18 protein-coding genes are annotated in these 22,456 nt (G+C 65.5%); 7 read left to right on the top strand and 11 right to left on the bottom strand.

Annotated elements, in window-relative coordinates; translation table 11 throughout:
* Positions 1–17: 17 nt before the first annotated feature.
* Positions 18–1,070, bottom strand: coding sequence for an Ldh family oxidoreductase (locus GDN70_RS33785; protein WP_095424767.1), 1,053 nt, complete (start codon positions 1,068–1,070; stop codon positions 18–20).
* A gap of 299 nt (positions 1,071–1,369) precedes the next feature.
* Between GDN70_RS33785 and GDN70_RS33780 the strand changes: the two genes are divergently transcribed.
* Positions 1,370–5,485: a GAF domain-containing protein gene (locus tag GDN70_RS33780; protein ID WP_152103598.1), complete on the top strand. Its 4,116-nt coding sequence runs from the start codon at positions 1,370–1,372 to the stop codon at positions 5,483–5,485.
* On the opposite strand, the gene GDN70_RS33775 is transcribed toward GDN70_RS33780, so the two are convergent.
* The 5 genes from GDN70_RS33775 to GDN70_RS33755 form a co-directional block, all read right to left on the bottom strand.
* Positions 5,459–5,800 (bottom strand): hypothetical protein, encoded by a 342-nt coding sequence (locus GDN70_RS33775; protein ID WP_038972844.1) that lies wholly within the window; start codon positions 5,798–5,800, stop codon positions 5,459–5,461. The two genes, GDN70_RS33780 and GDN70_RS33775, sit on opposite strands and share 27 nt — an antisense overlap.
* 187 nt (positions 5,801–5,987) lie before the next feature.
* Positions 5,988–6,980: a UDP-glucose 4-epimerase GalE gene (gene galE / locus GDN70_RS33770; RefSeq protein ID WP_152103597.1), complete on the bottom strand. Its 993-nt coding sequence runs from the start codon at positions 6,978–6,980 to the stop codon at positions 5,988–5,990.
* Positions 6,981–6,999: 19 nt separating this feature from the next.
* Complete coding sequence (locus GDN70_RS33765) at positions 7,000–7,803, bottom strand: WecB/TagA/CpsF family glycosyltransferase (protein WP_038947534.1); 804 nt, start codon at positions 7,801–7,803, stop codon at positions 7,000–7,002.
* Positions 7,796–10,165 carry an exopolysaccharide transport family protein gene (locus tag GDN70_RS33760; protein ID WP_152103596.1) on the bottom strand — a complete coding sequence of 790 codons (2,370 nt, stop codon included), beginning with the start codon at positions 10,163–10,165 and terminating at the stop codon, positions 7,796–7,798. The genes GDN70_RS33765 and GDN70_RS33760 overlap by 8 nt, the downstream gene beginning before the upstream one ends.
* Before the next feature lie 291 nt (positions 10,166–10,456).
* The gene (locus tag GDN70_RS33755; RefSeq protein ID WP_152103595.1) at positions 10,457–11,257 is read right to left on the bottom strand and encodes a bifunctional 2-polyprenyl-6-hydroxyphenol methylase/3-demethylubiquinol 3-O-methyltransferase UbiG; all 801 of its coding nucleotides are present in this window, start codon (positions 11,255–11,257) and stop codon (positions 10,457–10,459) included.
* 384 nt (positions 11,258–11,641) lie between these two features.
* On the opposite strand from GDN70_RS33755, the gene GDN70_RS33750 reads away from it, so the two are divergent.
* Positions 11,642–12,670 (top strand): glycosyltransferase family 2 protein, encoded by a 1,029-nt coding sequence (locus GDN70_RS33750; RefSeq protein ID WP_152103594.1) that lies wholly within the window; start codon positions 11,642–11,644, stop codon positions 12,668–12,670.
* 3 nt (positions 12,671–12,673) lie between these two features.
* Here GDN70_RS33750 and GDN70_RS33745 read toward each other — a convergent pair whose 3' ends face one another.
* Positions 12,674–13,666, bottom strand: coding sequence for a glycosyltransferase (locus GDN70_RS33745; protein WP_161966342.1), 993 nt, complete (start codon positions 13,664–13,666; stop codon positions 12,674–12,676).
* A 246-nt stretch (positions 13,667–13,912) separates the two neighbouring features.
* Here GDN70_RS33745 and GDN70_RS33740 point away from each other — a divergent pair, with 246 nt between their 5' ends.
* From GDN70_RS33740 to GDN70_RS35340, 3 genes are all read left to right on the top strand, one after another.
* Positions 13,913–15,016 (top strand): glycosyltransferase, encoded by a 1,104-nt coding sequence (locus GDN70_RS33740; protein WP_173015923.1) that lies wholly within the window; start codon positions 13,913–13,915, stop codon positions 15,014–15,016.
* A 3-nt stretch (positions 15,017–15,019) separates the two neighbouring features.
* A complete protein-coding gene (locus GDN70_RS33735; RefSeq protein WP_152103592.1) occupies positions 15,020–16,372 on the top strand; it encodes an O-antigen ligase in 1,353 nt (450 codons plus the stop codon).
* Between the two features lie 118 nt (positions 16,373–16,490).
* Positions 16,491–17,636 carry a GNAT family N-acetyltransferase gene (locus tag GDN70_RS35340; RefSeq protein ID WP_173015922.1) on the top strand — a complete coding sequence of 382 codons (1,146 nt, stop codon included), beginning with the start codon at positions 16,491–16,493 and terminating at the stop codon, positions 17,634–17,636.
* A 61-nt stretch (positions 17,637–17,697) separates the two neighbouring features.
* Here the strand turns inward: GDN70_RS35340 and wrbA are convergent, their stop codons facing one another.
* From wrbA to GDN70_RS33715, 3 genes are all read right to left on the bottom strand, one after another.
* A complete protein-coding gene (gene wrbA, locus GDN70_RS33725; RefSeq protein WP_038947528.1) occupies positions 17,698–18,297 on the bottom strand; it encodes an NAD(P)H:quinone oxidoreductase in 600 nt (199 codons plus the stop codon).
* A 171-nt stretch (positions 18,298–18,468) separates the two neighbouring features.
* Positions 18,469–19,167, bottom strand: a complete 699-nt coding sequence (locus GDN70_RS33720; RefSeq protein ID WP_028140068.1) for a pirin family protein — start codon at positions 19,165–19,167, stop codon at positions 18,469–18,471.
* Positions 19,168–19,202: 35 nt separating this feature from the next.
* Positions 19,203–19,955, bottom strand: a complete 753-nt coding sequence (locus GDN70_RS33715; protein WP_152103591.1) for an SDR family NAD(P)-dependent oxidoreductase — start codon at positions 19,953–19,955, stop codon at positions 19,203–19,205.
* A 118-nt stretch (positions 19,956–20,073) separates the two neighbouring features.
* On the opposite strand from GDN70_RS33715, the gene GDN70_RS33710 reads away from it, so the two are divergent.
* Positions 20,074–21,009, top strand: a complete 936-nt coding sequence (locus tag GDN70_RS33710) for a LysR family transcriptional regulator (RefSeq protein ID WP_028140070.1) — start codon at positions 20,074–20,076, stop codon at positions 21,007–21,009.
* A gap of 31 nt (positions 21,010–21,040) precedes the next feature.
* Here the strand turns inward: GDN70_RS33710 and GDN70_RS33705 are convergent, their stop codons facing one another.
* A complete protein-coding gene (locus GDN70_RS33705; protein WP_038947524.1) occupies positions 21,041–21,298 on the bottom strand; it encodes a hypothetical protein in 258 nt (85 codons plus the stop codon).
* A 148-nt stretch (positions 21,299–21,446) separates the two neighbouring features.
* Between GDN70_RS33705 and GDN70_RS33700 the strand changes: the two genes are divergently transcribed.
* The gene (locus GDN70_RS33700) at positions 21,447–22,433 is read left to right on the top strand and encodes a tripartite tricarboxylate transporter substrate binding protein (RefSeq protein WP_028140072.1); all 987 of its coding nucleotides are present in this window, start codon (positions 21,447–21,449) and stop codon (positions 22,431–22,433) included.
* Positions 22,434–22,456 lie beyond the last annotated feature (23 nt).

Genomic DNA, 22,456 nt, shown 5'->3' with positions numbered 1-22,456 from the left:
CTGTTCTCCTGATGCCGTCAGGCCAGATCGAGGACGGTGTCGAGCCGGTATTCCCGCGCCAGCGCGCGCAGCTTTTCCCAGGTGGCATCCTCGATCTCGATGCCGTCGCGCAGACGCTGCTGCTCGCGCAGGCCCTCGATCTCGCCGGGATAGTAGACGCCTTTGCTGCCCTCGGACGGCGGCGTCGATTTCAGATAGCGCGCGAACTCGGCGACCTCGCGTTTGAACTCCTGCAGCGGGCGGAATGCGGCGACATTGAACACCGCCATGAAGCATCCGTCATTGTGCCGCCCCGTAGGCTCGACGCCGAAGCCGAGGCCGGTGAGCAGGCCGCACAGCACCTCGACCATGGCGGCGAGGCCGCTGCCTTTGTAGCCCTCGGTGCCGCCGAGCGGCAGCAGCGCGCCGCCCTTGCGGTATTGGGTCGGATCGGTGGTGTGCCGTCCCTCGGCATCGATGATCCAGCCCGTCGGAATCTCCTCGCCGCGGGCGACCGCGAGCTGGATCTTGCCGGCTGCGACAGCTGAAGTCGCCATATCCAGATAGAACGGCGCATCGAGATCGGACGGCACCGCGATCGAGATCGGGTTGGTTCCGAGCCGCGCCTCCTTGCCTCCAAACGGGGCGACGTGCTTCGGCGAGCGGCCGGAATCCGCCGTGGCAATCCCGATCATGCCTGCGCGCATCGCCATCAAGGGGTAGGCGGCGAGGCGGCCGACATGGCTTTGCCGGAACACGGTGCAGGCAGCGACATTCGCCGTCCTTGCCTTCTCGATCGTCAGCGCCATCGCCTTGGCGTTGACGTGGAAACCAAAGCCCCAATGGCCGTCGATCACGGTCGTGGTCGGCGATTCCTGGATGACGGTCCATTTGGCGCCGGGAACGATGTGGCCGGCCTTGATGCGGTCGATATAGGTGGGAACGGCGATCACGCCGTGGGAATCATGGCCGGCGAGATTGGCGTTGACGCAGCCGATCGCGACGGCGTCGGCTTCTTCCTCGGAGGCTCCGGCGGCGCGGAGCAGGGCAGCGCTGACGCGCGTGAGGCGATCGGCCGTGACGATCGGCATGGCGTTTCCCCGGGGTCTTTGCCCTTGGCGGGCACTGATTGTTGGGGGCCATCGTCTCAAAGCGCGGCTGTGATATCAATCTCCCGTAAACCAATACAGGGCTGCAAATTCGTAAAGAGATCTCGCCTCCTGCTGAGGATTCGTCCCGTGCGGCGGTATTTTCGATAGTTTACCCCGGGTCGTTCGCAGCTCGTTCACTTTGATCGATTGTTTGCAGCGCGCAATAACGACCACTTAGGCGATGGCCCCTCATAAAGGCACCCGGGAGAAATAGGCAGAAATGCCCGGGAGCTGAGATCGTGCCGACGACACTCGCGCGCACCTTTGCGGCGTTGAGCGCCATCAACGAAGCGATTCTCTATGCGAAGTCGCCGGACGAGCTGTACCAGAAGGTCTGCGACGCCGGGTTTTCGAGCGGGGATTTCTTGGCTGTCGCCGTGTTTCTGGTCGGACCGGACGACCGGCGACTCCATTTTGCGGCCGGCTGTGGCGACGACGTTGCGCGGCTGCGCTCGATCGAGATCACGACGGTTGCCGGCACACCCGAAGGCTCGGGCGTCGGCGGCGAGGCATTTCGAGATCAGAAGCTGTGCGTCAGCAACGATTATCTGAACGACCCCCGTTCGCTGGCGTGGCGCGCGGGTGCCGCTTCGGCCGCCATTGGCGCGGCTGCGGCGCTGCCGCTGCTCTGCAACGGCAAGAGTGTCGGCGTGCTCTACGTGACCCGCCGCGAAGCCGGCTCGCTGAACGAGCAGATGGTGTCGCTGTTCGGGCGCATGTCGGCCAACATTTCCTATGCGCTGGACAATTTCGCGCGCGAAACCGCGCGGCAGACCAGCGAACGGGCGACGCGGCGGCTCAACCGCATGTTCGGCGCCATCAGCGCCACCAACGAAGCCATCCTGCGCGCCAAAACCGAGCAGGAGCTCTATCAGCTCGTGTGTGACGCCTCCGTTCACGGGGGCAAATCGCTGGCGACGATCGTGTTGCTCCGCGAAACGGATTCGCATTGGATGAGTCCGGTCGCGTCCACCGGCCAGAACCTCGCACTGATCACCCAGGCGCGCTATTCGATCGATCCGGAGAATCCCTACGGCAAGGGAATATCCGGCGAGGTGTTCCGGACGCAGAAGGCCATCGTCGAGGACGATCTCGCCAGCCGCACCAGAGGCTCGCCGTGGGAGCAGGCCAACGTCAACACTGGCGTTGCCGCCTGCGTGGTCGCGCCGCTGATCAGGCACGGTGAAAGTGTCGGCGTGCTCTTGTTCTTCATCAGCCGCTCCTGGGCCAAGGACGAGGAGATCGTCGCGCTCCTGCTGCGTATGGCGGAGAACGTCTCGTTCGCGATCGATAATTTTGGCCGCGAGTCCGAGAAGGCCAAAATCGCCGCCGAAGAGGAACGGCTGGCACGCATGTATGCGGCGCTAAGCGCCACCAACGAGGCGATCCTGCGGGCGCGGTCGCGCGCCGATCTGTTCGACCTCGTTTGCGAGGCGACGGCGAAGGGCGCCAAGTTCACTTCGGCCAACATCGCACTGGTCGACCCTCACGCCAGGCTGCTGCGCGTCGTCGCCTGTTACGGACCTAACGCCGATCAGGTTCGCAACTTCAAATTCTCGATCTCCGAGGAGGTGCCGGAAGGGCGCGGATTGACCGGCATCGCGTTCCGCACGCGCCAGCCCGCCGTCAGCAACGACGTGCTCGCCGACGAGCGCATCGCGCCGTGGCACGCCAGCGCCCGCCGCAACGGGATCGCGTCCTCCGCGGCGTTGCCGCTCTTCAACGGCGACCGTGTCGAAGGCGTGTTCCTGTTCAACTCTCCGGAGTGCGGCACGTTCACACCCGAATTCGTCGAATTGCTGCGCAAGCTCCAGGCCAACGTCGCCTTCGCACTGGAAGGCTTCGATCGCGCCGAGGAGAAGGCGCAGGTGGACAAGCAGCGCAATCGCCTGAGCGGAATGTTCGAAGCGCTCAGCGCAACCAATGAAGCGATCATGCGCGCCAAGACGCGCGAGGACCTGTTCGAGGCCGCGTGCCAGGCAGCTATTCTCGGCGACGTGTTCGCGTCGGCAACGATCGGGATCATCGACGCGGAAAACGAGCTCGTTCGCGTCGTCGCGGTGAAGGGGCGACTGCAGCAGCAAATGGTTGGACGGACCTGCAGCATTTCCGTCGACCATCCCGAAGGCGAGGGGATCATCGGCACCTCGCTCCGGACCCGCCGGCCCAGCGTCATGAACGACTATCTGAACGAGCCGCGGTCGGCATACTGGCGGGCGAAGGCGATCGAGGACGGAACGCGGGCCGCCGCCAGCTTCCCGCTTCTAAAGGCGGGCCAGGAGCCGATCGGCATCCTGCTTTTCCTCGCGCCCGAGGAGGACACATTCACGCCCGATCTGGTCGAACTGCTCGGGCGCCTTGCCGAGAACGTCTCCTTCGCGCTCGACAATTTCGACCGCGCCGAGGAGAAGGTCCGGACCGATGCCCAGAAGGAGCGCCTGACGCGCATGTTCGCGGCTCTGAGCGCGACCAACGAAGCGATCATGCGGGCGAAGTCGCGCGCCGAGCTGTTCGAGCTCGTCTGCCTTGCCGCATCGAACGGCGCCAAGTTCACCTCGACCACGATCGCGCTGGCCAGGGCCGACAGCGACCAGCTGGAGATCGTGGCGAGCGCCGGGCCATCTTCCGACACCACGCGCAACGTTCGCCTCTCCATCGACCCCGAGCGTCCCGAAGGACGCGGGATGAGCGGCACGGCGTTCCGCACGCGCCAGCCCTGCATCAGCAACGATTATCTCAACGACGATCGCGTCAGCGCATTCCACGCCGTTGTCCGCGGCGACGGGGCGCGGTCGGGCGCGGCATTTCCGCTCATCGTGCACGACCAGGCCGTCGGCGTCATGATCTACATGTCGACCGAGCCGGCTACCTTCACGGTCGAGTTCGTCGAGCTGTTGCAGCGTCTGGCCGACAACGTATCCTTTGCGATGGAGAATTTCGATCGCGCCGACGAGAAGAACGAGGCAGACGAGCGGATCGAGTACCTCGCCTCGCATGACAGCCTGACCGACCTTCCGAATCGCGAGACCTTCAACGGGCTCTTGCGCGAGGCGATCGAAACGGCGGAGCGCCTCGATCACCGTTTCGCGGTGCTGTTCATCGATCTCGACCGCTTCAAGGTCATCAACGATTCGCTCGGCCATGAGGCCGGCGACCTGCTCCTGCTCGAAGTGGCAAATCGCTTGCGCGGCGCGCTGCGGGAAAGCGACGTCGTGGCGCGCCTCGGCGGCGACGAGTTCGTGGTGATCCTCGACCAGTGCGGCGAGATCGACGACGTCCAGCGCATCGCGACCGGGCTGCTCGCTGCACTCGCCGAGCCCATGGAGCTGGCCGGACACGAGTGCCACACCACGGCCTCGATCGGTATCGCGATGTATCCGGCCAACGGCTCCGATGCGCAGACCCTGACCAAGAACGCCGACATGGCGATGTATCTCGCCAAGGAGGACGGCAAGAACGGCTACCGCTTCTTCTCCAAGGAAGTGACGACGCAGTCGATCGAGCGGCTGTCGCTGGAGAGCGCGCTGCGCCGCGCGCTGGAGCGCGAGCAGTTCTCGCTGAACTACCAGCCCAAGGTCGACATGGCGACTGGCCAGATCACCGGCGTGGAAGCGCTGCTGCGCTGGGCGCATCCCGATCTCGGCAACATCTCGCCGGCTCAGTTCATCCCGCTTGCGGAGGAGACCGGCCTGATCGTGCCGATCGGCCGCTGGGTGCTGAGGGAAGCCTGCGCGCAGGCCATGGCCTGGCAGCGCCGCGGCCTGTTGCCGTTGTCGATGGCGGTCAATCTGTCGCCGCGGCAGTTCGCCGACGAGCATCTGTTGCAGGACGTCGACGAGGCGCTGGCAGCCAGCGGCATGTCGCCGGTGCTGCTCCAGCTCGAGGTCACCGAGAGCATGATGATGCGCAATGTCGGCCGCGCGCTCAAGGTGCTCGATGCCATCCAGAGCCGCGGCATCCGCCTCGCCATCGACGATTTCGGCACCGGCTATTCGTCGATGTCGCTGATGAAGCACTTCCCGATCGACACGATCAAGATCGACCGCTCCTTCGTACGGGACCTGCCGCAGGATTCGGAAGACCAGGCGATCGCACAGGCCATCATCAGCATGGGCAAGGCGCTCGGCATGACCGTCGTCGCCGAAGGCGTCGAGAACGCCGAGCAGGAGGCGTTCCTGCGCACCCATGGCTGCGACGAGATGCAGGGCTTCCTGATCTCGAAGCCGCTGCCAGCCAAGCAGATGGCCGGGCTGTTGCGACCGATGGTCCTGCCTATCGCGCCGCCGCTCCAGCCGGAGCCGGACGTTGCGGCCATGGAAGCTGCAGCGTCACGGCTGAAACGCGCTGTCGTCTGACGGCTGCGGGTGCAGCTCGCGGGCGTCGTGTTCCCCGCCCTCGGCCTTGCTCGGAAAATCCTGCGGTCCCGTCAGCGATGTCTGTTCGACGAAGAGCGCGAGAATCGTGTGCGCGCCCTCGGCGAAGCTCGCGCCCTCGTTCAAGCCGAGTTCGGCGCACCATGCGCAGCTCATCGGCTCCCGGTCATCGAACACTGCCATCGCGGGTCCCCACCACCAGGCGGGCGCAGGCGAGCGCTCGTCCGCGGGCACAATGTGCCAGCGGGCAAACTCCTCCATCACGCGCTCGAACTCCAGGCGTGCGGCCTGATGCATTCGTTCCATGCTCCCAGGGATCCGCGACCGATGACGGGCCTTCGCGCCGAAATGATCGTGACCTGACGCTCGGAAAAATCGGCTCGCGCATTCGGACGAGCCAGGCATGCCGGCATCGTCGCCGGCAGCGAAGGCCCAGTCTAGCCGTTCACGCCACCGCTGAGCAAGGCGCGGGCGCCCGGATTGCCTAACGCTGTCTGAACGGATGCGCCTTCTGGTGCCAGGCCCAGGCGGTGCGGATGACCGTAGCCAGGTCGGAATGGCCAGGCACAAAGTCCAGCACCTTTCGCGCAGCGGAGGGATCCGCAACCAGATAGGTCGGATCGCCGGCGCGGCGCGGCTTGATGGTATGCGGCACCTCACGGCCGGTCTCCTGCCTGATCGCGTTCAGGATCTCGCGCACGGAAAAGCCGGAGCCGGTGCCGAGATTGAAGCTGCCGCCGGCATGCCCCTCTTCCAGGAGCTTCAGGGCCGCGACATGCGCCGCGGCGAGGTCGGTGACGTGGATGTAGTCGCGGATCGCGGTTCCGTCGGGCGTGTCGTAGTCGTCGCCGAACACCGCGAAGTCGACATGGCCCTGCAGCGCCATCATGGCCCGGGGAATGAGATGGGTTTCATTGTCGCGCAGCTCGCCGATGCCGCCGGCCGGATCGGCGCCGCTGGCGTTGAAATAGCGCAGGCAGAACGCGCCGAAGCCGTAGGCCGAGCGGTAATCGGCGAGCATCCGCTCGATCATCCATTTCGACGCGCCATAGGGGTTGATCGGTACGCAGGGAAAGTCTTCCGGCAGCTCCTTGGAATCGGCATTGCCGTAGACGGCGCCGGTCGAGGAGAACACGATGCGATGGCAGCCTGCGTTGCGCATCGCCTGCAGCAGCGACAGCGTGCCCTGAACGTTGTTGATGTAGTATTTCTGCGGATCGGTCATGGACTCGCCGACCAGGCTGGCCGCCGCGAAATGCATCACCGCCGTGATCTTGTGGTCGGCGAAGGCGCGTGCCAGCGCCGTGCCATCGAGCAGATCGCCCGTCACCAGGGGGCCGGCAACGAAGCTGCGATGACCTGTCGAGAGATTGTCATAAACGACGGGCTGATAGCCGGCGGCGGTCAATGCGCGGCAGGCATGCGAGCCAATATAGCCCGCGCCCCCAGTGACGAGGACAGTCGGTCGGTCGGTCATATCGTCTTATGCTCTTCTCTTAGCGGAGTGGTCGGTTGCGGCTGAAGAGAAGATAGAGCGCGCGGGGGTTGGTGGTCAAATAGCGCCAGAACAGGCGGCGCGGCTCGAGCAAGGTGCGCCACGCCCATTCGAGTCCGACCTTCTGCATCCATTGCGGCGCGCGGGAACGGCTGCCCGACAAAAAGTTGAAGAGGCCGCCCGATGTCTTGATAACGCCAACATTGGTGAGGTACGGCGTGAACTCTTCCACGAATGCCTGCTCGTTGGGCACGCCGAGCGCGACCCACAGATAGTCCGGCGCAAGTGCGTTGATCTCCTCGACCTTGGCGCGCAGCGCCTCGCCTCGCAGATAGCCATGGCTGCGCCCGATGATCTTGAGGTCCGGATACAGCTTCTGGACGTTCTCGACGGCCACGATGTTTTCGGCCTCGCTGGCGCCGAACATGTAGAAGGTGCGGCCGACCGCCTCCGCCTTGCGCGCGACGACGTGGAACAGGTCCGTGGTCGCGACGCGCTCGGGCAGGGGAAACCAGGATTGCAGCCTCGAGGCCGCCACCAGCGGCTGGCCGTCGGCATTGATCAGGTCGGCGGCGCGGAAGAGGCGCTCGGTCTGCGGTTCCGTCGAGCAGCGCGCCAGCACCTCGCCATTGGCCGAGGTCATGAACAGCGGACGTCCGATGCGATTGTCGGGATCGGTCGCCTCGATCATGAAATCGGCGGTCGCTTCGAGATCGATCGCGGCCATGCGGAGCCCGCCGACGGTGATTCGCGGCACGTCGGCCGTTGCTGCCCGTCCGTCGAGGTTGACGCGACGCTCAAGCATATTGTCTGCCTCGCTGGCGCGTTTGGATTGCAGGGGTGAGCTCGTCCAGCACGACGCCGACGAGCTTGCGCTCGGCGCGGCCCAGCGCGGTCAGGATCTCTTCCAGGCTGTCGTTGATGTCGAGGCTGGTTGGCAGCACCGCCACCAGCGCGTCGGTGTCGTCGAGCAGCTTGCGGCCGCCGGCCGAGAGCGGCATCGCGGGGCCGTCGAGGATCACGAGGTCATAGCCGCCTGCGGCGCGCGCCTGCGCAATCGCCTTGCGGATCGCGTCGGCAGCCTTGCCGGCATCACCCTCGCCGGCCGGCAGCACCGAAATGCCGTTGACCGTCTTGATCTCGCGAGCGGCCTTGCTGCCGATCGAGAGCCAGCCGAGCCTGCTCGGCTCGCTCTTGCCGGGGCGGCTGACCTTGTTCGAGAGCGCGCGGGCCTGATGGTCGGCATCGATCATCAGCACGCGGGCGCCGTCGCGCGCCGCCGCGAGCGCGAAATTCAGCGCGATCACGCTGCGTCCGGTGGTGTCGCCGGCGCCGACCAGCGCGATGACCGGCATCGTCTTGTCGCCGGCGCGCCGGGCCACGGCAGCTCGCATATCGCGCCAGGCGTTGAGCAGTTTCGTCAGGGGAAAGCCGGGCCGCAACGTCGGCCAGCCCAGCCGGGTGAGGTCGACGCCGCCGCCGGTGGCGAGAATGGCTCCGAGCGTGTGGATGACGTCGGCCTCCTGGAGGCGCGCGATCAGCGGCTTTTCGATCAGGGGCTTTTCGACCATCGCAGGCTGCAGCGATGGCGCGGCAAGTTCGGGCAGGGCCTGCGCCACTTCCTGAGGTCGCGAGACCTGCGGAGGCTGCGGAGCTTCCGGAGCCGGCAAAGCCTCGGGAGTGCGCGTTCTCTCCGGTGCCGGCTTGCGCTCACGGCGGGCCGGTGCGGGCGCCGGTGCGCCGACGAGCAGGAGTTCGACCGCGGCGAACCAGCTTGACGCCGCGAGCGCGCCGAAGACGAAGCCGATCATGGCGAACAGGCTCATGGCGGGCGGGAACGAGCGCCGCTGCGGCACCGTCGCTTCGCCGATGACGCGGGCCGCCGAGGTGTTCAGCGTCTCCTGCTCCTCGGTCTCGCGCGAGCGCTTGAGGAAGGATTGATAGACGTCGCGGCTGGCATCGGCCTCGCGCTCGAGTTCGCGCAGGCGGACGGCGGCCTGGCTGAGCTGCACGCTCTGCCGCTTCTGCGCTTCCATGGCCCGGTTCAGCGAGGCCTCATAGTCGCGAGCGCGCGTCAGATCGTTCTTGGCCGACTGGGCGAAGCGATCGATCTCCTCGCTGATGGTGCGCTTGAGATCCTCGACCTGCTTCTCGGTCTGGCGCAGCGCCGGATGGCGCGGCCCGAGCTCGCCGGCCTGCTCAGCATATTTCTTGCGGGCATCGGCATATTGCGCGCGCAAATTCGCGATCGTCGGCGATTGCAGCGCTTCCGGAATCGCGCCGGCATCGGCAGCGGTACGGCGGCTCGCCTCGATCTGATCGAGCCGCGCCTGCGCATCCATCGTCGCCGCGCGGGCCGCGGAAAGCCGCTGGTTGCTGGCGGAAAGCTGCTGATCGCTGATCAGTGCATCCTGAGTGCCGACGAAATTGTTCTGGGCCTTGTAGGTCGCGAGCGCGGTCTCGGCGTTGCGCAGCCGCTCGCGCAGCTCCTTGAGGCGGCCGGAGAGATCGTTGGTGGCGCGCCGTGCCGCCGAAGCCTGTGAGTTGCGGGATTCGGTGAGGTAGGCATTGGTCAGCGTGTTGGCGAGCATCGCCGCTTTCGCCGGATCCGTCGACCAGACCTCGATGTCGACGATGAAGCTCTTCTCGGTCTTGCGGATCGTGATGTGCCGGTTCAGCGCCTCGAGCGCCGCAAGCTGCACTTCCTTGTTGTCCGCCGCGGAGGGAGCGCGGGGCTGCAGGCCGATCAGGCCGAGCAGTGACGACATCAGGCTCTGGCCGTCGCTGCCGCCGCCGAATTCCGCGTCCTTGTCGAGACCCGCCTGCTGGATCACCTTGAGCAGCACGCTGTTGGAGGTGATCAGCCGCGCCTGGCTCTCCACCACCATGGACATGCCGGACACGTCCTGCGCGCGCGGCGTGAGCTCACGATCGACGAGCTGAAGCTCGCGCGGATCGACATAGAGCTGGGCGGTGGCGGTGTAGCGGGGCGTCAGGCTCTTGCCCACGGTAACGGCAAGAGTTGCGCCGAGCAGGGCAGCCGCGGCAATCGCGACCTTGCGCCGCCAGAGCAGATTGGCGAGCTCCAGCACGTTGAAGCCGGCCTGGGGCCGTTGTAGCGGCGACTCCGGTCCGGCCCGATCTATCGGCTGGTTATAGTCAAGCATGATCCCCAGCTTTCATTCCAACTGCCGCAGGCTGAGGGGCTACTCTTCGCTCTACGCCATGCACCCGGGATATAGGTGCCCAATCAACGCAACAGGGAAAATTAACCATACTCATTGAGGGACTATTCACCGAAATGGCAAACAAAGCGTTTAAGCGCATGCCACTCCGCAGTGCGTCCTCGTGACGCCAGCGATGCCGGGGCTCCCTTGAGATTAACAGTTCGTTACCGCGCACGGCTTGGCCGCGAGGCTCGGCTTGTTCTGCAATGAGCCGCGCGCGCGCCATGACCGTCAGCTCTTCCGCAGGATGACGTGATAGTCGCCGCGACGGACGTCGGTCCCACGCGAGAGCATGGTATTCAGCACGGCCGCGCCGGCGTCCACGAGCGCCGCGAACAGCGGCTTGCGCCGGCGCATCTCGGGATAGCGCGGACTTTCGACCTCGCGGCGGTAGATCATCTCAAGGCCGTTGGCAGCCGCGAAGGCTTCGAGCCGGGGCAGCGTCACCAGCGGATGGAAGAAGGTCGGGAATGGCGGCTCACCGGGCATGCCGGCATCCTTGATGCCGCGGATGTGCCGGTAGAACCAGACGTGAAACCAGTGCGGCGAGTATTTGGTGACGATTCCGGAGAGCGAGCGGGGATTGGGCGCGCCGATCAGGATCAGCCCGCCGCGCTTGAGCGCATCGCGGAAGTTCAGGAGCGCGGCGTCGACATGGGGCAGATGCTCGATCACGTTGTAGCAGATCACGAGATCGAAGGTCTCGCGTCCGAAGCGATAGGTCTGCACGTCGCCGAGGATCGCCCCATCCGCGTAGGTGTTGTTGCGGACCTGGTCCTCGTCGATGTCGACGACGGTGACCTTGCTGCGTCCAGGCAATTCCGGCGGCAGGACGCTGCACGAGCCGCCGCCGGCTTCATAGATGGCGAGCTGGCCTTGCGGCAGTTCACGGCGCAGCACGTCGTGAACGGCGAGCAGGCTGTCGCGGGCTTCGCCGGGGACGAGATCGTGAAGTGCCTGGACGGGGGCCGCGGCCGCAGGAATCTGGATCGCCGTGGCTCGCGCAAAATCGATCGTGGCTGGCTTGTTCATATTTTCTGACCGCGCTTGTTCTATTCAAATTTACAGGAAAAATATCGCGAGCCCGAAGAGCAAATCCGATGCCGCGCCGTCTCACCGGTCGCAGTGCTTACGGTCGGGTTAATGCCCATGCGCATTAACTACGGCATTGTTCATGTTGGGTCTTCGCCGGCGCATGGACCGCGAATTGCAGTACCACGTGCTCATGATTTCGCGGGAGAAACAGACGAAAGCAGTTAAACGCATGATGTTGTCTTGGGACCGCCGGGAGACCCGCGTGAGGCGCCATGAACTGGCCGTTCGTTTTGGGACGCATCTGTCCCGCGACGATGTGCCGTCGCGGGACGTACGAATGAAGCAGGGCTTTTTCAATATATCTCGGACATCTAGAACGTCATGACATTGATCCCGACAGACCTGTCTGCCACGCGTATCTCGGATGCCGTGCGCGATCCCAACCGGGAGATCGCGGCGAGCTCCGGGGTCATCGACCTGTCGGTCGGTATCGTCGTCTGCATTCCCTGCTTTCGCCGTCCGCAGCACCTGCGGCTGACGCTGGAGTCGCTGGCGAGCCAGCGGACCCCGCGGTCCTTTGCCGTCGTTATGGTCGAGAACGATGCCACGCAGCGCGAGAGCGCGCCGGTTGCCGCGGAGTTTCTGGCCGCCGGCAGGTTGCAGGGCGTCTGCCTCGTCGAGAAGCGGCAGGGCAATTGCCAGGCCATCAACGCTGCGTTCGAGACGGCGCAGGCACTGTTTCCTGCCGCAACCCGCTTCCTGATGATCGACGACGACGAGATCGCATCAAGCGACTGGCTCGAGCTGATGGTCCGTACCGCGGAGGCGACCGGCGCCGACGTGGTCGGCGGGCCGGTGCTGCCGATGTTCGACGATGACAGCAAGCCGTGGCTTTCGCGTCATCCCGCCTTTTGTCCCGCCTACGACTATTCCGGCGCTGTGCCGCTGATCTATGGCTGCGGCAATTGTCTGATCACGCGCGCCGCCTTCGAGCGGTTCGACCGTCCCGCGTTCGACCTGCGCTTCAATTTCCTCGGCGGCGGCGATTGTGATTTCTTCGTGCGGTGCCGTGATGCCGGCATGATATTTTACTGGACCGCGGAGGCGGTCATCACCGAGACCGTGCCGCAAAGCCGCACCAGCCTCGGCTGGATCGCCAAGCGTGGCCTGCGCATCGGCGCGATCAATTACCGCGTGCAGTACAAGGCCGCGCAGGGCGCGGCGGCGCGAGCGCGGGTGTTCGCGCAGATGCTCGGGCGATTGCCGCTCTCGCTGGTTCGGTCCGCAGGTCTGTTGACGTCGTCGAAGGCCGTCGTCGCGATGCATCCGGTGATGGTCGCGCTCGGCTCGATGCTCGCGGCATTCGGGATCGAGCCGAAGCCCTATGAGGCCTCGAAGATCGTGTCGTGACGATTAGATGCCGAAGCGGGCGAGGGCGGTCCTGGCCGCGGCGCGCGGCAACGCCTTGAGCGAGCGCCGGCCGACCATTCCGAGATAGCCAAAAGCCTGGCGATATCGGCCGAAGCGAACCGCCTGCATCGCCGAGTAGGTGATGAGATGAAGTTCGGCGGCGAGGCGCAGTCCGGTCGCCATGCCCTCGGGCAGGCGTGCCAGGATCAGTCCGTCGTCGAATACCCTCGCGATGGCAGGGAAGAAGTCCTTCGGCGTCCGCACCGCCGCGTTCATGGTGTTGGCGGTGTGCAGGCGATAATCGAGCAGCAGTTTTGGCGCGAACTCGAACTCGCCGATTGCGGCGAGGCGACACCAGCAGTGCCAGTCCTCACAATAGCGCAGCGATGTGTCGAAACCGCCGATGGCCCGGAAAGCTTCCGCGCGTGCCAGCGCAATACCGCCATTGACGATGAAATTGCCGGCGGCGAGCCGCGTCAGCACGTCGCCGGACGGCTTCCGGCGCCCTTTCAGCAGGCCGCGCCGGCCGATCTGGTGTCCCTCGCTGTCGATCGTGTTGTAATCGCCATAGACGAGCACCGCCCGCGGAGCCCCGCGTGCCGCCTCCAGCAGTGCCGCCACTGCGCCGGGGCGAAGGCGGTCGTCGGCATCGAGGAACAGCAGCCATTCGCCGCGGGCATATCGCGCACCGAGATTGCGCGCGGCCGACACGCCGGCGGAATCATTCGTCATCAGGCGCAGCCGCGGATCGCGAATGCCGCGGACGATGGCGGTGGTGTCGTCGGTCGAGCCGTCGTCCACGACGATCACTTCGCCCACCTCGCCCTGCGCCAGTGCGCTGGCGAGGGTTTCGCCGACATAGGCCGCAACGTTCTTGGCGGGAATGACGACGGACACCGACGAGGTCGAGCTCGACGGCAGGGGCTGGCGTCCCGCCGGAACGAGGCGCGTGGTGGCCGGCAAATCGAGAACGTCTTCGGCGGTGATCTGAGCCACGGCTCGCCTTTAAGAGTCTGTTAACCAGGACGCATGCGCTGAATGGATGATGCGATCGATCGCAGCATGGGCAGGCCCAGCGAATGATACTCGCATTACAGCCTGATCGTTGCCGGGAAGGCCTGCGCGGCGCCGGTTTCGTCAATTAGCGTTAAGCCGCTGGCATTAAGCCTGTGGCAAATTTGGAAGAGAGTGACAGCCGGTCCCATGCGAGAATGCGCATCCGGTTGCCGCGGATGGAATCCAGTGCCCGCAAAGACATTCGAACACGACCCAGATGCGATGATCCTCAACCTCTTCTATGAGGACAAGGACGATCGCTGGTTTCCCGGCGACCGGCATCTGCGGCGCATGGCGCGCCGCTTGCTGCTCGGCGAGCCGCGCATGAGCGGCCAGCTTCGCGTGTTCCTCAATCTCTGTGCGGGGCTCGACCGGCTCGGCATCCGCTACCGCGTCAACGACTACGGCTACATCGCGCGGCATCCCGAAGAGCTGGCCTGCATCGTCGGCCGCACCTTCCTGCTCGACAAGTTCGCGTGGAAGAACCCGATCTTGCTCGGCGTCGCCGCCCACAATCATCCGCTCGACGATCCTGATTTGTTCAAGCGGCTGCCGGTGAAGAAAGTCGTGGTACCCGGCCCCTGGTACGTGGACATGTACCGGCCGTACTGGCCCGAGACGGAGGCCTGGCCGGTCGGTATCGACACCGATCTATGGGCGCCGTCGCAGGCCTCGCAGAAGGCCGTCGACGTGCTGATCTACGACAAGGTCCACTGGGATCGCGAGCGTTTTGCGCCGGAGTTGATCGAACCCGTCCGCGCCCGCCTGCGAAAAGAGGGGCGCTCCTTCGCGGAGCTGCGCTATGGCAGCTACAAGGAGGAAGATTATCAGGCGGCGCTGGCGGCCTCGCGCGCGATGATCTTCCTGTGTCAGAACGAGAGCCAGGGCATCGCCTATCAGCAGGCCTTGTCTTGCGGCGTGCCGGTATTCGCCTGGGATCCGGGCGGCCCGTGGCGAGACCCCGATTACTATCCGCACCGCGTGCAGTTCGCGCCGGTGTCGTCGGTGCCGTATTGGGATGAGCGCTGCGGGGCCAAATTCGTCGACGTCGCCGGGTTCGAGGCGGGGTGGAACGACTTCTGGGAAGGGTGCGCTGCGGGCGTGTTCGATCCGCGCGGCTATGTCCTGGACAGCCTCACGCTGGAGCAACGGGCGCTGCAATATTACGAGATCGCGCGGAGCATCGTGCGGCAGCCGGCGGCGTCGCAGGCCCCCGCTAACCCGGTCGATGGACGCTCGATGGGGTTAAGCCACGACCTGGAGCCTCACCGGCATCACCAGGTGTCCTGAACCATGGACCGCAGCGCCGCCGACATCACCGACCTCGAGGCCCGATCGTTGGGCCGCGCCTTCCGCGACGGCCTTGCGGGGCTGAATGCCGTGCAGGCGGCGCGCTGCCTCGTCGCCGTCGCCTCGCTGCTGCTGGTGCTGGTGACGCTCGATCCGTTCCCGGACCTGCGCAATCCCGATGTCACCACCGTCGTCGGCGGACGAATGGCGCTGGCCTATATTTCCTGGGGACTGCTCGCTGCGGTCGCGGTGCTGCTCGTCGCCACCACGGATGCGCCGGCGCTGAAGACCCTGGTGACGCCGCTTCATCTCTGTCTCGTGGGCTGGTTGGTGATCAACATCGCCCTCTCTGAAAGCCGCGGCGTTTCGATCCAGCGCTTCGTGCTCGCCGCCAGCGTGACATCGCTCGCCGTCCTGCTGCCCTTGCTGCCGCCGACGCAGCGCAGCTTCAATCTGTGCCTGGGTACGGCCGCGCTGGTGCTGCTCGCGCTCTGCTATCTCGGTGTCTTCCTCGCGCCGCACTATTCGATCCACACCGCGTTCGATATCGGCGAGCCGCAGCTTGCCGGCGACTGGCGCGGCAGTTTTGGCCATAAGAACATCGCCTCGCCCGTGATGACCATCCTGGTCTATGTCGGCATCTACCTGACCGCCGTCGGCTCGTTCGTGATGGGACCGGCGATCGCCGCGCTGGCCGGCATCTTCCTGATCTTCACCGGCGGCAAGACCTCGACGGTGCTGTGCCTTGCGATCTACGCGCTCGCGTCGCTCGTCTACGTGACGCCAAGCCTGTGGCTGAAGCGGATCATCTGCTTCGTGCCGCTGATCGTGATGAACCTGCTGACGGTCGGCAGTGTCTTGAGCCCGGCGTTGGGAGCGATGACGCGCTTGCTGCCGCTCGATCCGACCTTCACCGGCCGCTCCGCGATCTGGGAGTTCGCGCTCGCGGCCGTCGCCGAGAAGCCGATCATCGGTCACGGCTATGCGGCCTTCTGGGATGATGTCACGGCGCGGCAGACCGCCCAGGGCGCCGAATGGGCGACGTCGGCGGCGCACAGCCACAACAGCTATCTCGACCTCGCGGTCACCATCGGTCTGCCGGGGCTGCTGCTCGTGATTCTCGTGTTCGTGCTTGCACCGCTCGGCAATTTCCAGTCAGCCCAGGCTCACAGCCGCAGTGGGGCGCTGGCAAAGCTGTTCCTGACCGTGTGGCTGTTCGGCCTGTACTACGGCGCGACCGAGACCTTCCTGCTCGAACGGCAAAATCCGATCTGGTTCATGTTCGCGCTCGCGGTGGCCGGCCTGCATTTCCTCGCCAGGTTCCAATGCGTCGAGCCGATGGAACCGGAGCGCTGACAGCTTGTCGCAGCCGGGGCGATGGTGGCATCGGCTTAACGATTGAGCGGCTACGTCTCTTGTGATGTGCGACAAACATAATCTATCTCGAAACATTCAGTAATCGTATGCCCCGCAGATGACGTTCCTCAGCGTCGAGCAACCAGATGGCCTCGTGTCCAGCACGTCGAACGTCGCTGTCGATTTCGTGCGTGACTGGCGGCAGGCCGCGTCGCGTCTGAACGCCGGGCATCGCACCGCATTCCAGCATGGTTACTGGCTCGATGCATGGTATGAGGCGTTTCACGATTTTGCGCCGCTGATCGCGATGATCTCGGATGCCGCCACCGGCAAGGATATCGCGGTCGTGCCGATGGTCAGCCACATCAGGCGCGGCATCCGCATCGTCGAATTCGCAGATCTCGGCGTCTCCGACAACAACGCGCCGATCCTGGCGCTCGATGCCGCGTTGGACGCGGCGGCGATGGATGCGATCGGCGGGGCACTGGTCGAGGCGATGCGCGCCTTGCCGGATCGCTTCGACCTGCTTCGCCTGAGGAAGATGCCGGCCCAGGTCGGCGGCAAGCCGAATCCGCTGGTGTCGCTCGGGCGGATCGGATCCTCATCGCTCAACGGCAATGTCGTGCTGCTGAGCGACGACTATGAGGACTACCAGGCCTCGATCAAGCGCATGCAGATGCCGCGTTGCTGGCGCGTCTTCAGCCGGCACGAAGGAGCGCGGTTCGAGATCGCCGCGGACGTTGCGCGCGCGCATGAGCTCCTTGACGTGACGGATGTCCAGCAGCAGGCGCGCATGCGTCAGCTCGGCTCGCGGTTCGTCCTCAACGACGACGCCCATGCCCGGTTTTACCGCGAGGTCGCCCGCCAGGGCGTCGCGGAAGGTTATGCGGTCGTCACAGCGCTCGTCTGCGATAAGGGTATTGTCGCCACCGCGTTCGGCGTCAGATCCGGCGCGACCTACTACCTCTTGCGCATCAGCCACGCCGGCAATTCATGGTCGAGCTGCTCGCCGGGGCTGCTCGTCGCCGAGCGCACGATGGCGGCGCTGCATGCAGAGGGCGTGCGCCGTTTCGACCTCAGCATCGGCAACCAGGATTACAAGCGGCGCTTCGGTGCCGAGAGGGTGCCGCTGACCGACGTCAGCATCGCGCTGTCCTGGCGCGGCGTTCCTTTCGCATGGCGCGACCATGCCGCGCAGGGCCTGCGCCGCCATCCCGCGGCGGCCGCCCTTGCGGCGCGCGCCATGGGCAAGGGAACACGTTGAAGCGGCACTCCCGAACGGGAATGCCGCCTGCCGCATCAGCCGTACATCTCAGCCATGGAGCTCAGCCGTGCAGCTTCCTGGCGGTCTCCGCGATCTGGCGGCCCTGATAGCGCGCGCCGGCGAGCTCATTGGCGCTGGGCTGGCGGCTGCCGTCGCCGCCGGTGATCGTGGTGGCGCCGTAGGGTGCGCCGCCGGTGACTTCGTCGAGCTTCATCTGGCCGGCAAAGCCGTAGTTCATGCCGACCACGACCATGCCGAAATGCAGGAGGTTGGTGATGATCGAGAACAGCGTCGTCTCCTGGCCGCCATGCTGGGTCGCGGTGGACGTGAAGGCGCCGCCGACCTTGCCGTGCAGCGCGCCCTTGGCCCAGAGCCCGCCGGCCTGATCGAGGAAGTTCGCCATCTGCGAGGCCATGCGGCCGAAGCGGGTGCCGGTGCCGACGATGATCGCATCGTAATTGGCGAGATCCTCAATCTTGGCGACGGGGGCGGCCTGATCGACCTTGTAATAGGAGGCTTTCGCGACCTCGGCCGGCACCAGCTCCGGCACGCGCTTGACGTCGACGGTGGCGCCGGCCTCGCGCGCGCCTTCGGCGACGGCGTTGGCCATCGCTTCGATGTGGCCATAGGCGGAATAATAGAGGACGAGAACTTTGGTCATGGTGGTCTCCGTTGAGGGGAAGAGTTGGATGATTGTTGGGATCGTCATGCCCGGGCTTGTCCCGGGCATGACGATCTTCGGCTCGTCGAAGCCGTGGATGGCCGGGACATAGGCTGGCGGAAGCGACGCCGTCCTTCAGACGGCTATGCCCGGCCATGACGGCGAGAGCGTTTACGCCGCGTCGACGAGCACGAGCTCGGTGTCCTCGAGCGCGGTGATCTTCAGCCGGTCCTCGTCGCGGATCGCGGCGCCGTCGCGGGCGTTGACGCGCACGCCGTTGATCTCGACTGAACCTGCCGCAGGCACCAGGTAGAGATGCCGCGCCTTCTGCGGCGCGTACTCCGCGCTCTCGCCGGCCTTCAGCGTAGTTGCGAGCACCCGCGCATCGGCGCGGATCGGCAGCGCGTCTGCATCGTCATCGAAGCCGCTCGCGATGGTGACGAGCTTGCCGGAACGATCCGCTTTCGGAAACGGCTTCGAGCCCCAGGTCGGCTGTCCGCCGCGCGTCGTCGGCTCGATCCAGATCTGGAAGATCCGCGTCTGGGTCGGCTCCAGATTGTACTCGGAGTGGCGGATGCCGCTGCCCGCGCTCATCACCTGCACGTCGCCCGCTTCAGTGCGGCCTTCGTTGCCGAGGCTGTCCTGGTGCGTGATCGCGCCCTCGCGCACATAGGTGATGATCTCCATGTTGGCGTGGGGATGAGCGGGAAAGCCGGTGTTGGGCGCGATCTCGTCGTCGTTCCACACCCGCAATGCGCCGTGACCCATGTTGTTCGGGTCGTAATGGCCAGCGAAGGAGAAGTGATGCTTGGCCTTGAGCCAGCCGTGATCGGCGCCGCCGAGCTTATTGAAAGGTCTGAGTTCGATCATTTGCGTAATTCCTGTGTGGGTGGTTGGCGCCTCGATCAGGCGCCGAACCCGCCGTCGACGTTGAGCACCGTGCCAGTGACGAAGGAGGCGTCCGGGCTTGCGAGGAAGACGATGCCGGCGGCGACTTCCTCCGGACGGCCGAAGCGTTGCAATGCGTGCTGCTTGCGCTGGCTCTCGGCGAACTCGCCGCCATCCTTCGGATTCATGTCGGTGTCGATCGAGCCGGGCTGCACCACGTTCACGGTGATGCCGCGCGGTCCGAGGTCGCGTGCCGCGCCCTTGGTGTAGCCGACCACGGCGGCCTTGGTGGCGACGTAGTCGGCAAGACCCGGAAACGAGGCGCGGTCGGCCAGCATCGAGCCGACGGTGACGATGCGGCCGCCTTCACCCATCAGCTGCGAGGCGGCGCGGATTGCCGCGATGACGCCGTGCACGTTGACCTGATCCTGGCGGGCGAGGGCATCCGTGTCGGCATTTGCGTCGTCGATGCCACCGCCAGCGGCAACGCCGGCATTGTTGACGAGGATGTCGAGATGGCCGAATTCCTTGGCGACGTCGTTGACGAGCTGCGCGACGTCCTTGGCGGAAGCCTGGTCCGCCCTGAAAGCGCGGGCCCTGACGCCCTTGGCCTTCAACTCGGTGACGACGGCTTCCGCCTTGTCCGGCGAGGCCACGTAGCTGATGGCGACATCCGCGCCTTGGTCTGCGAGAGCGCGGGCAGAGGCCGCGCCGATGCCGCGCGAACCGCCGGTGACGAGGGCGACCTTGCCTGAGAGCTTCTTGGTCATTGGATTTCTCCATTGCGTAGGTTTGCGATTGACCCTTGGATAAGCCTCCGCTTGTGGTATAGAAATAGAAACTGTTGAAACGCATTGTTTCCATAGATGCCCCGATTGGATAGCCCTGATGGCAAAACTCCCTGATTTCGAGGCGCTCGCGATCTTTGCGAAAGTTGTGGAGTTACGGTCGTTTGCGGGGGCCGCGAGCGAGCTCGTCATGTCCAAGGCCACGGTGTCCAAGGCGGTGACACGGCTGGAGGAGCGGCTCGGCGCCCGGCTGTTCAACCGCACCTCACGCCGGCTTGCGCTGACCGATGCCGGGCACAAGCTCGCCGAGCGTGCGACGCGGCTGCTGACCGACGGCGAAGCGGCGGAGAACGAGGCGCTGGCGCAATCGGTGGCGCCGCGAGGTCTGGTGCGGCTCGCCGTGCCCATGACGTTCGGCATCAAGGCGGTGGCGCCGCTGCTGCCTGAGTTCTTCGAGGCCTATCCGGAAGTCTCGGTCGATCTGCATTTGAGCGATGCGACCGTCGACCTGATCGGCGAGGGTTTTGACATGGCGGTGCGGATCGCGCGGCTGCCGGACTCCTCGCTGATCGCGCGGCGGCTCTTCACCATGCCGCGTTTCACCGTGGCCGCGCCGTCCTATCTGAAGAAGCACGGCCGGCCGACGCATCCGATGCACCTGGCCGAGCACAAATGCTTCAGCTACGCCTATATGTCGACGCCCAACATCTGGCACTACACCAATTCCGCCGGCGAGCAGGCCAGCGTGCGCCCGGGTGGACAGCTCCGCGTCAACAACGGCGAAGCCGTGATGCCGGCGCTGATTGCGGGCCTCGGCATCGCCGAGCTGCCCGAGTTCATCGTTGGCGAAGCGATCTCATCGGGCGCCGTCGAAGTGATCCTGAAGGATTGGAAGCAGGCCGAAGGCGCCGTGCACCTGGTGACGCCGCCCGGCGGCCCGCGTCCCGCCCGCGTCGAAGCCCTCGGCGATTTCCTCGCGGCCAAGTTGCCGGGCACCTGCAAGCGGCGGACGCGCGGGAAGGTCAAGGCGTCGTAGGAAAGCGGGCGGCATCAATGACGGTGTTCGCCTACGCCACCTTCACGCCGTCGATCGCGACGATACGCAGGCTTGGCTTCAGCGTTTCTTCCAGCTGCGACTTCAATTCGTGAACGCGAGGGTCTCTCGAACGCTTCGCACAAACCGCATATTGATGGACCGATTGCGCCAATGCGCGGCGCGCTTCCGGCGTACGCGTCACTTCGGGCCTTGCAAGCCGCAGAACGATCGCGGCGAGATTCACCAGCATCTCGTCCAGGGCGACATCGATGGTTCCAATGTTTGGCATCACGAACTCCCTCAAGAGGGCAACAGCGGCTCCAGGCATGCGTTCCGGGCTCGGCCGAACATGGCTAACGCTTCGTAAAAATCTTGTTCTTGCCGATCGCGGCGCTAGGCTGGGTGCGAAACAAGAAAATTCGGGAGAGGGACCTGCCATGGATCGACGCGACGTCCTGCGCGCCGCTGCTGCACTGCCGTTGCTGCGCGCTGCGTTACCCGGACCGGCCTCTGCGCAAACCTACCCCGCCCGCAACATCACCATGATCGTGCCGTTTCCCGCGGGCGGACAGGCCGATCTCGCCGCGCGGCCGGTGGCGATGGCGCTGGAGCGGATCCTCGGCAAGGCCGTCATCGTCGACAACCGTGCCGGAGGCGGCGGCGGCTCGGTCGGCAATGCCGCGGCGGCACGCGCCGAGCCCGATGGCTACACGCTGCTGATGACGCTGTCCTCGCTCGCGGTGCTCCCCGAGGCCGACCGGCTGTTCGACCGTCCCGCCGCCTACGAGGTCTCGCAGTTCATGCCGATCGCGCGCGTGCTCGCCGATCCCACGCTGCTGGCGGTGCCGGCCTCCGCGCCATGGAAAACGGCGCAGGATTTCGTCGAGGACGCGAAGAAGCGGCCGGGTCAGATCACCTACGGCTCGTCAGGCCCTTACGGGACGCTGCATGTGGCGATGGAGATGTTCGCCAACAGTGCCGGCATCAAGCTGCTGCACGTGCCGTTCCGTGGCGCGGGTCCCGCGCTCACCGCAATCCTCGGTGGGACCGTGCAGGCGATCGCCGCCGCGCCGGGGACGCTGAAGCCGCAGGTCGACGACGGCAAGCTCCGCGTGCTCGGCAATTGCGGCGCCCAGCGCATCGCGAGCTTTCCCGATGTGCCGACCTTCCAGGAGCTCGGCTACAAGGACGTCGAGATGTATATCTGGGCCGGGCTGTTCGCACAGAGCTCTCTTCCCGCGCCGATCGCGACCCGCCTGCGCGAGGCGATGGCACAGGTGATGGCGAGTCCCGAGGTGCTCAAGGCCTTCGAAACCTCGGGCAGCCTCGTCGCCTATCAGGATGCGCCGGCCTTCGCCGAATTCGTCGCGACCGACAGCAAGCGGCTGATCGCGGCGGTGAAGAAGATCGGCAAGGTGGAGTAGGGCTTCGCTTCAAGTTGTCTGTT

Source organism: Bradyrhizobium sp. TM102 (assembly GCF_009176685.1).
GTDB lineage: Bacteria > Pseudomonadota > Alphaproteobacteria > Rhizobiales > Xanthobacteraceae > Bradyrhizobium > Bradyrhizobium ottawaense.
The sequence above is the reverse complement of the archived record's forward strand: the minus strand, read 5'-3'. Positions and strand labels throughout refer to the sequence as shown.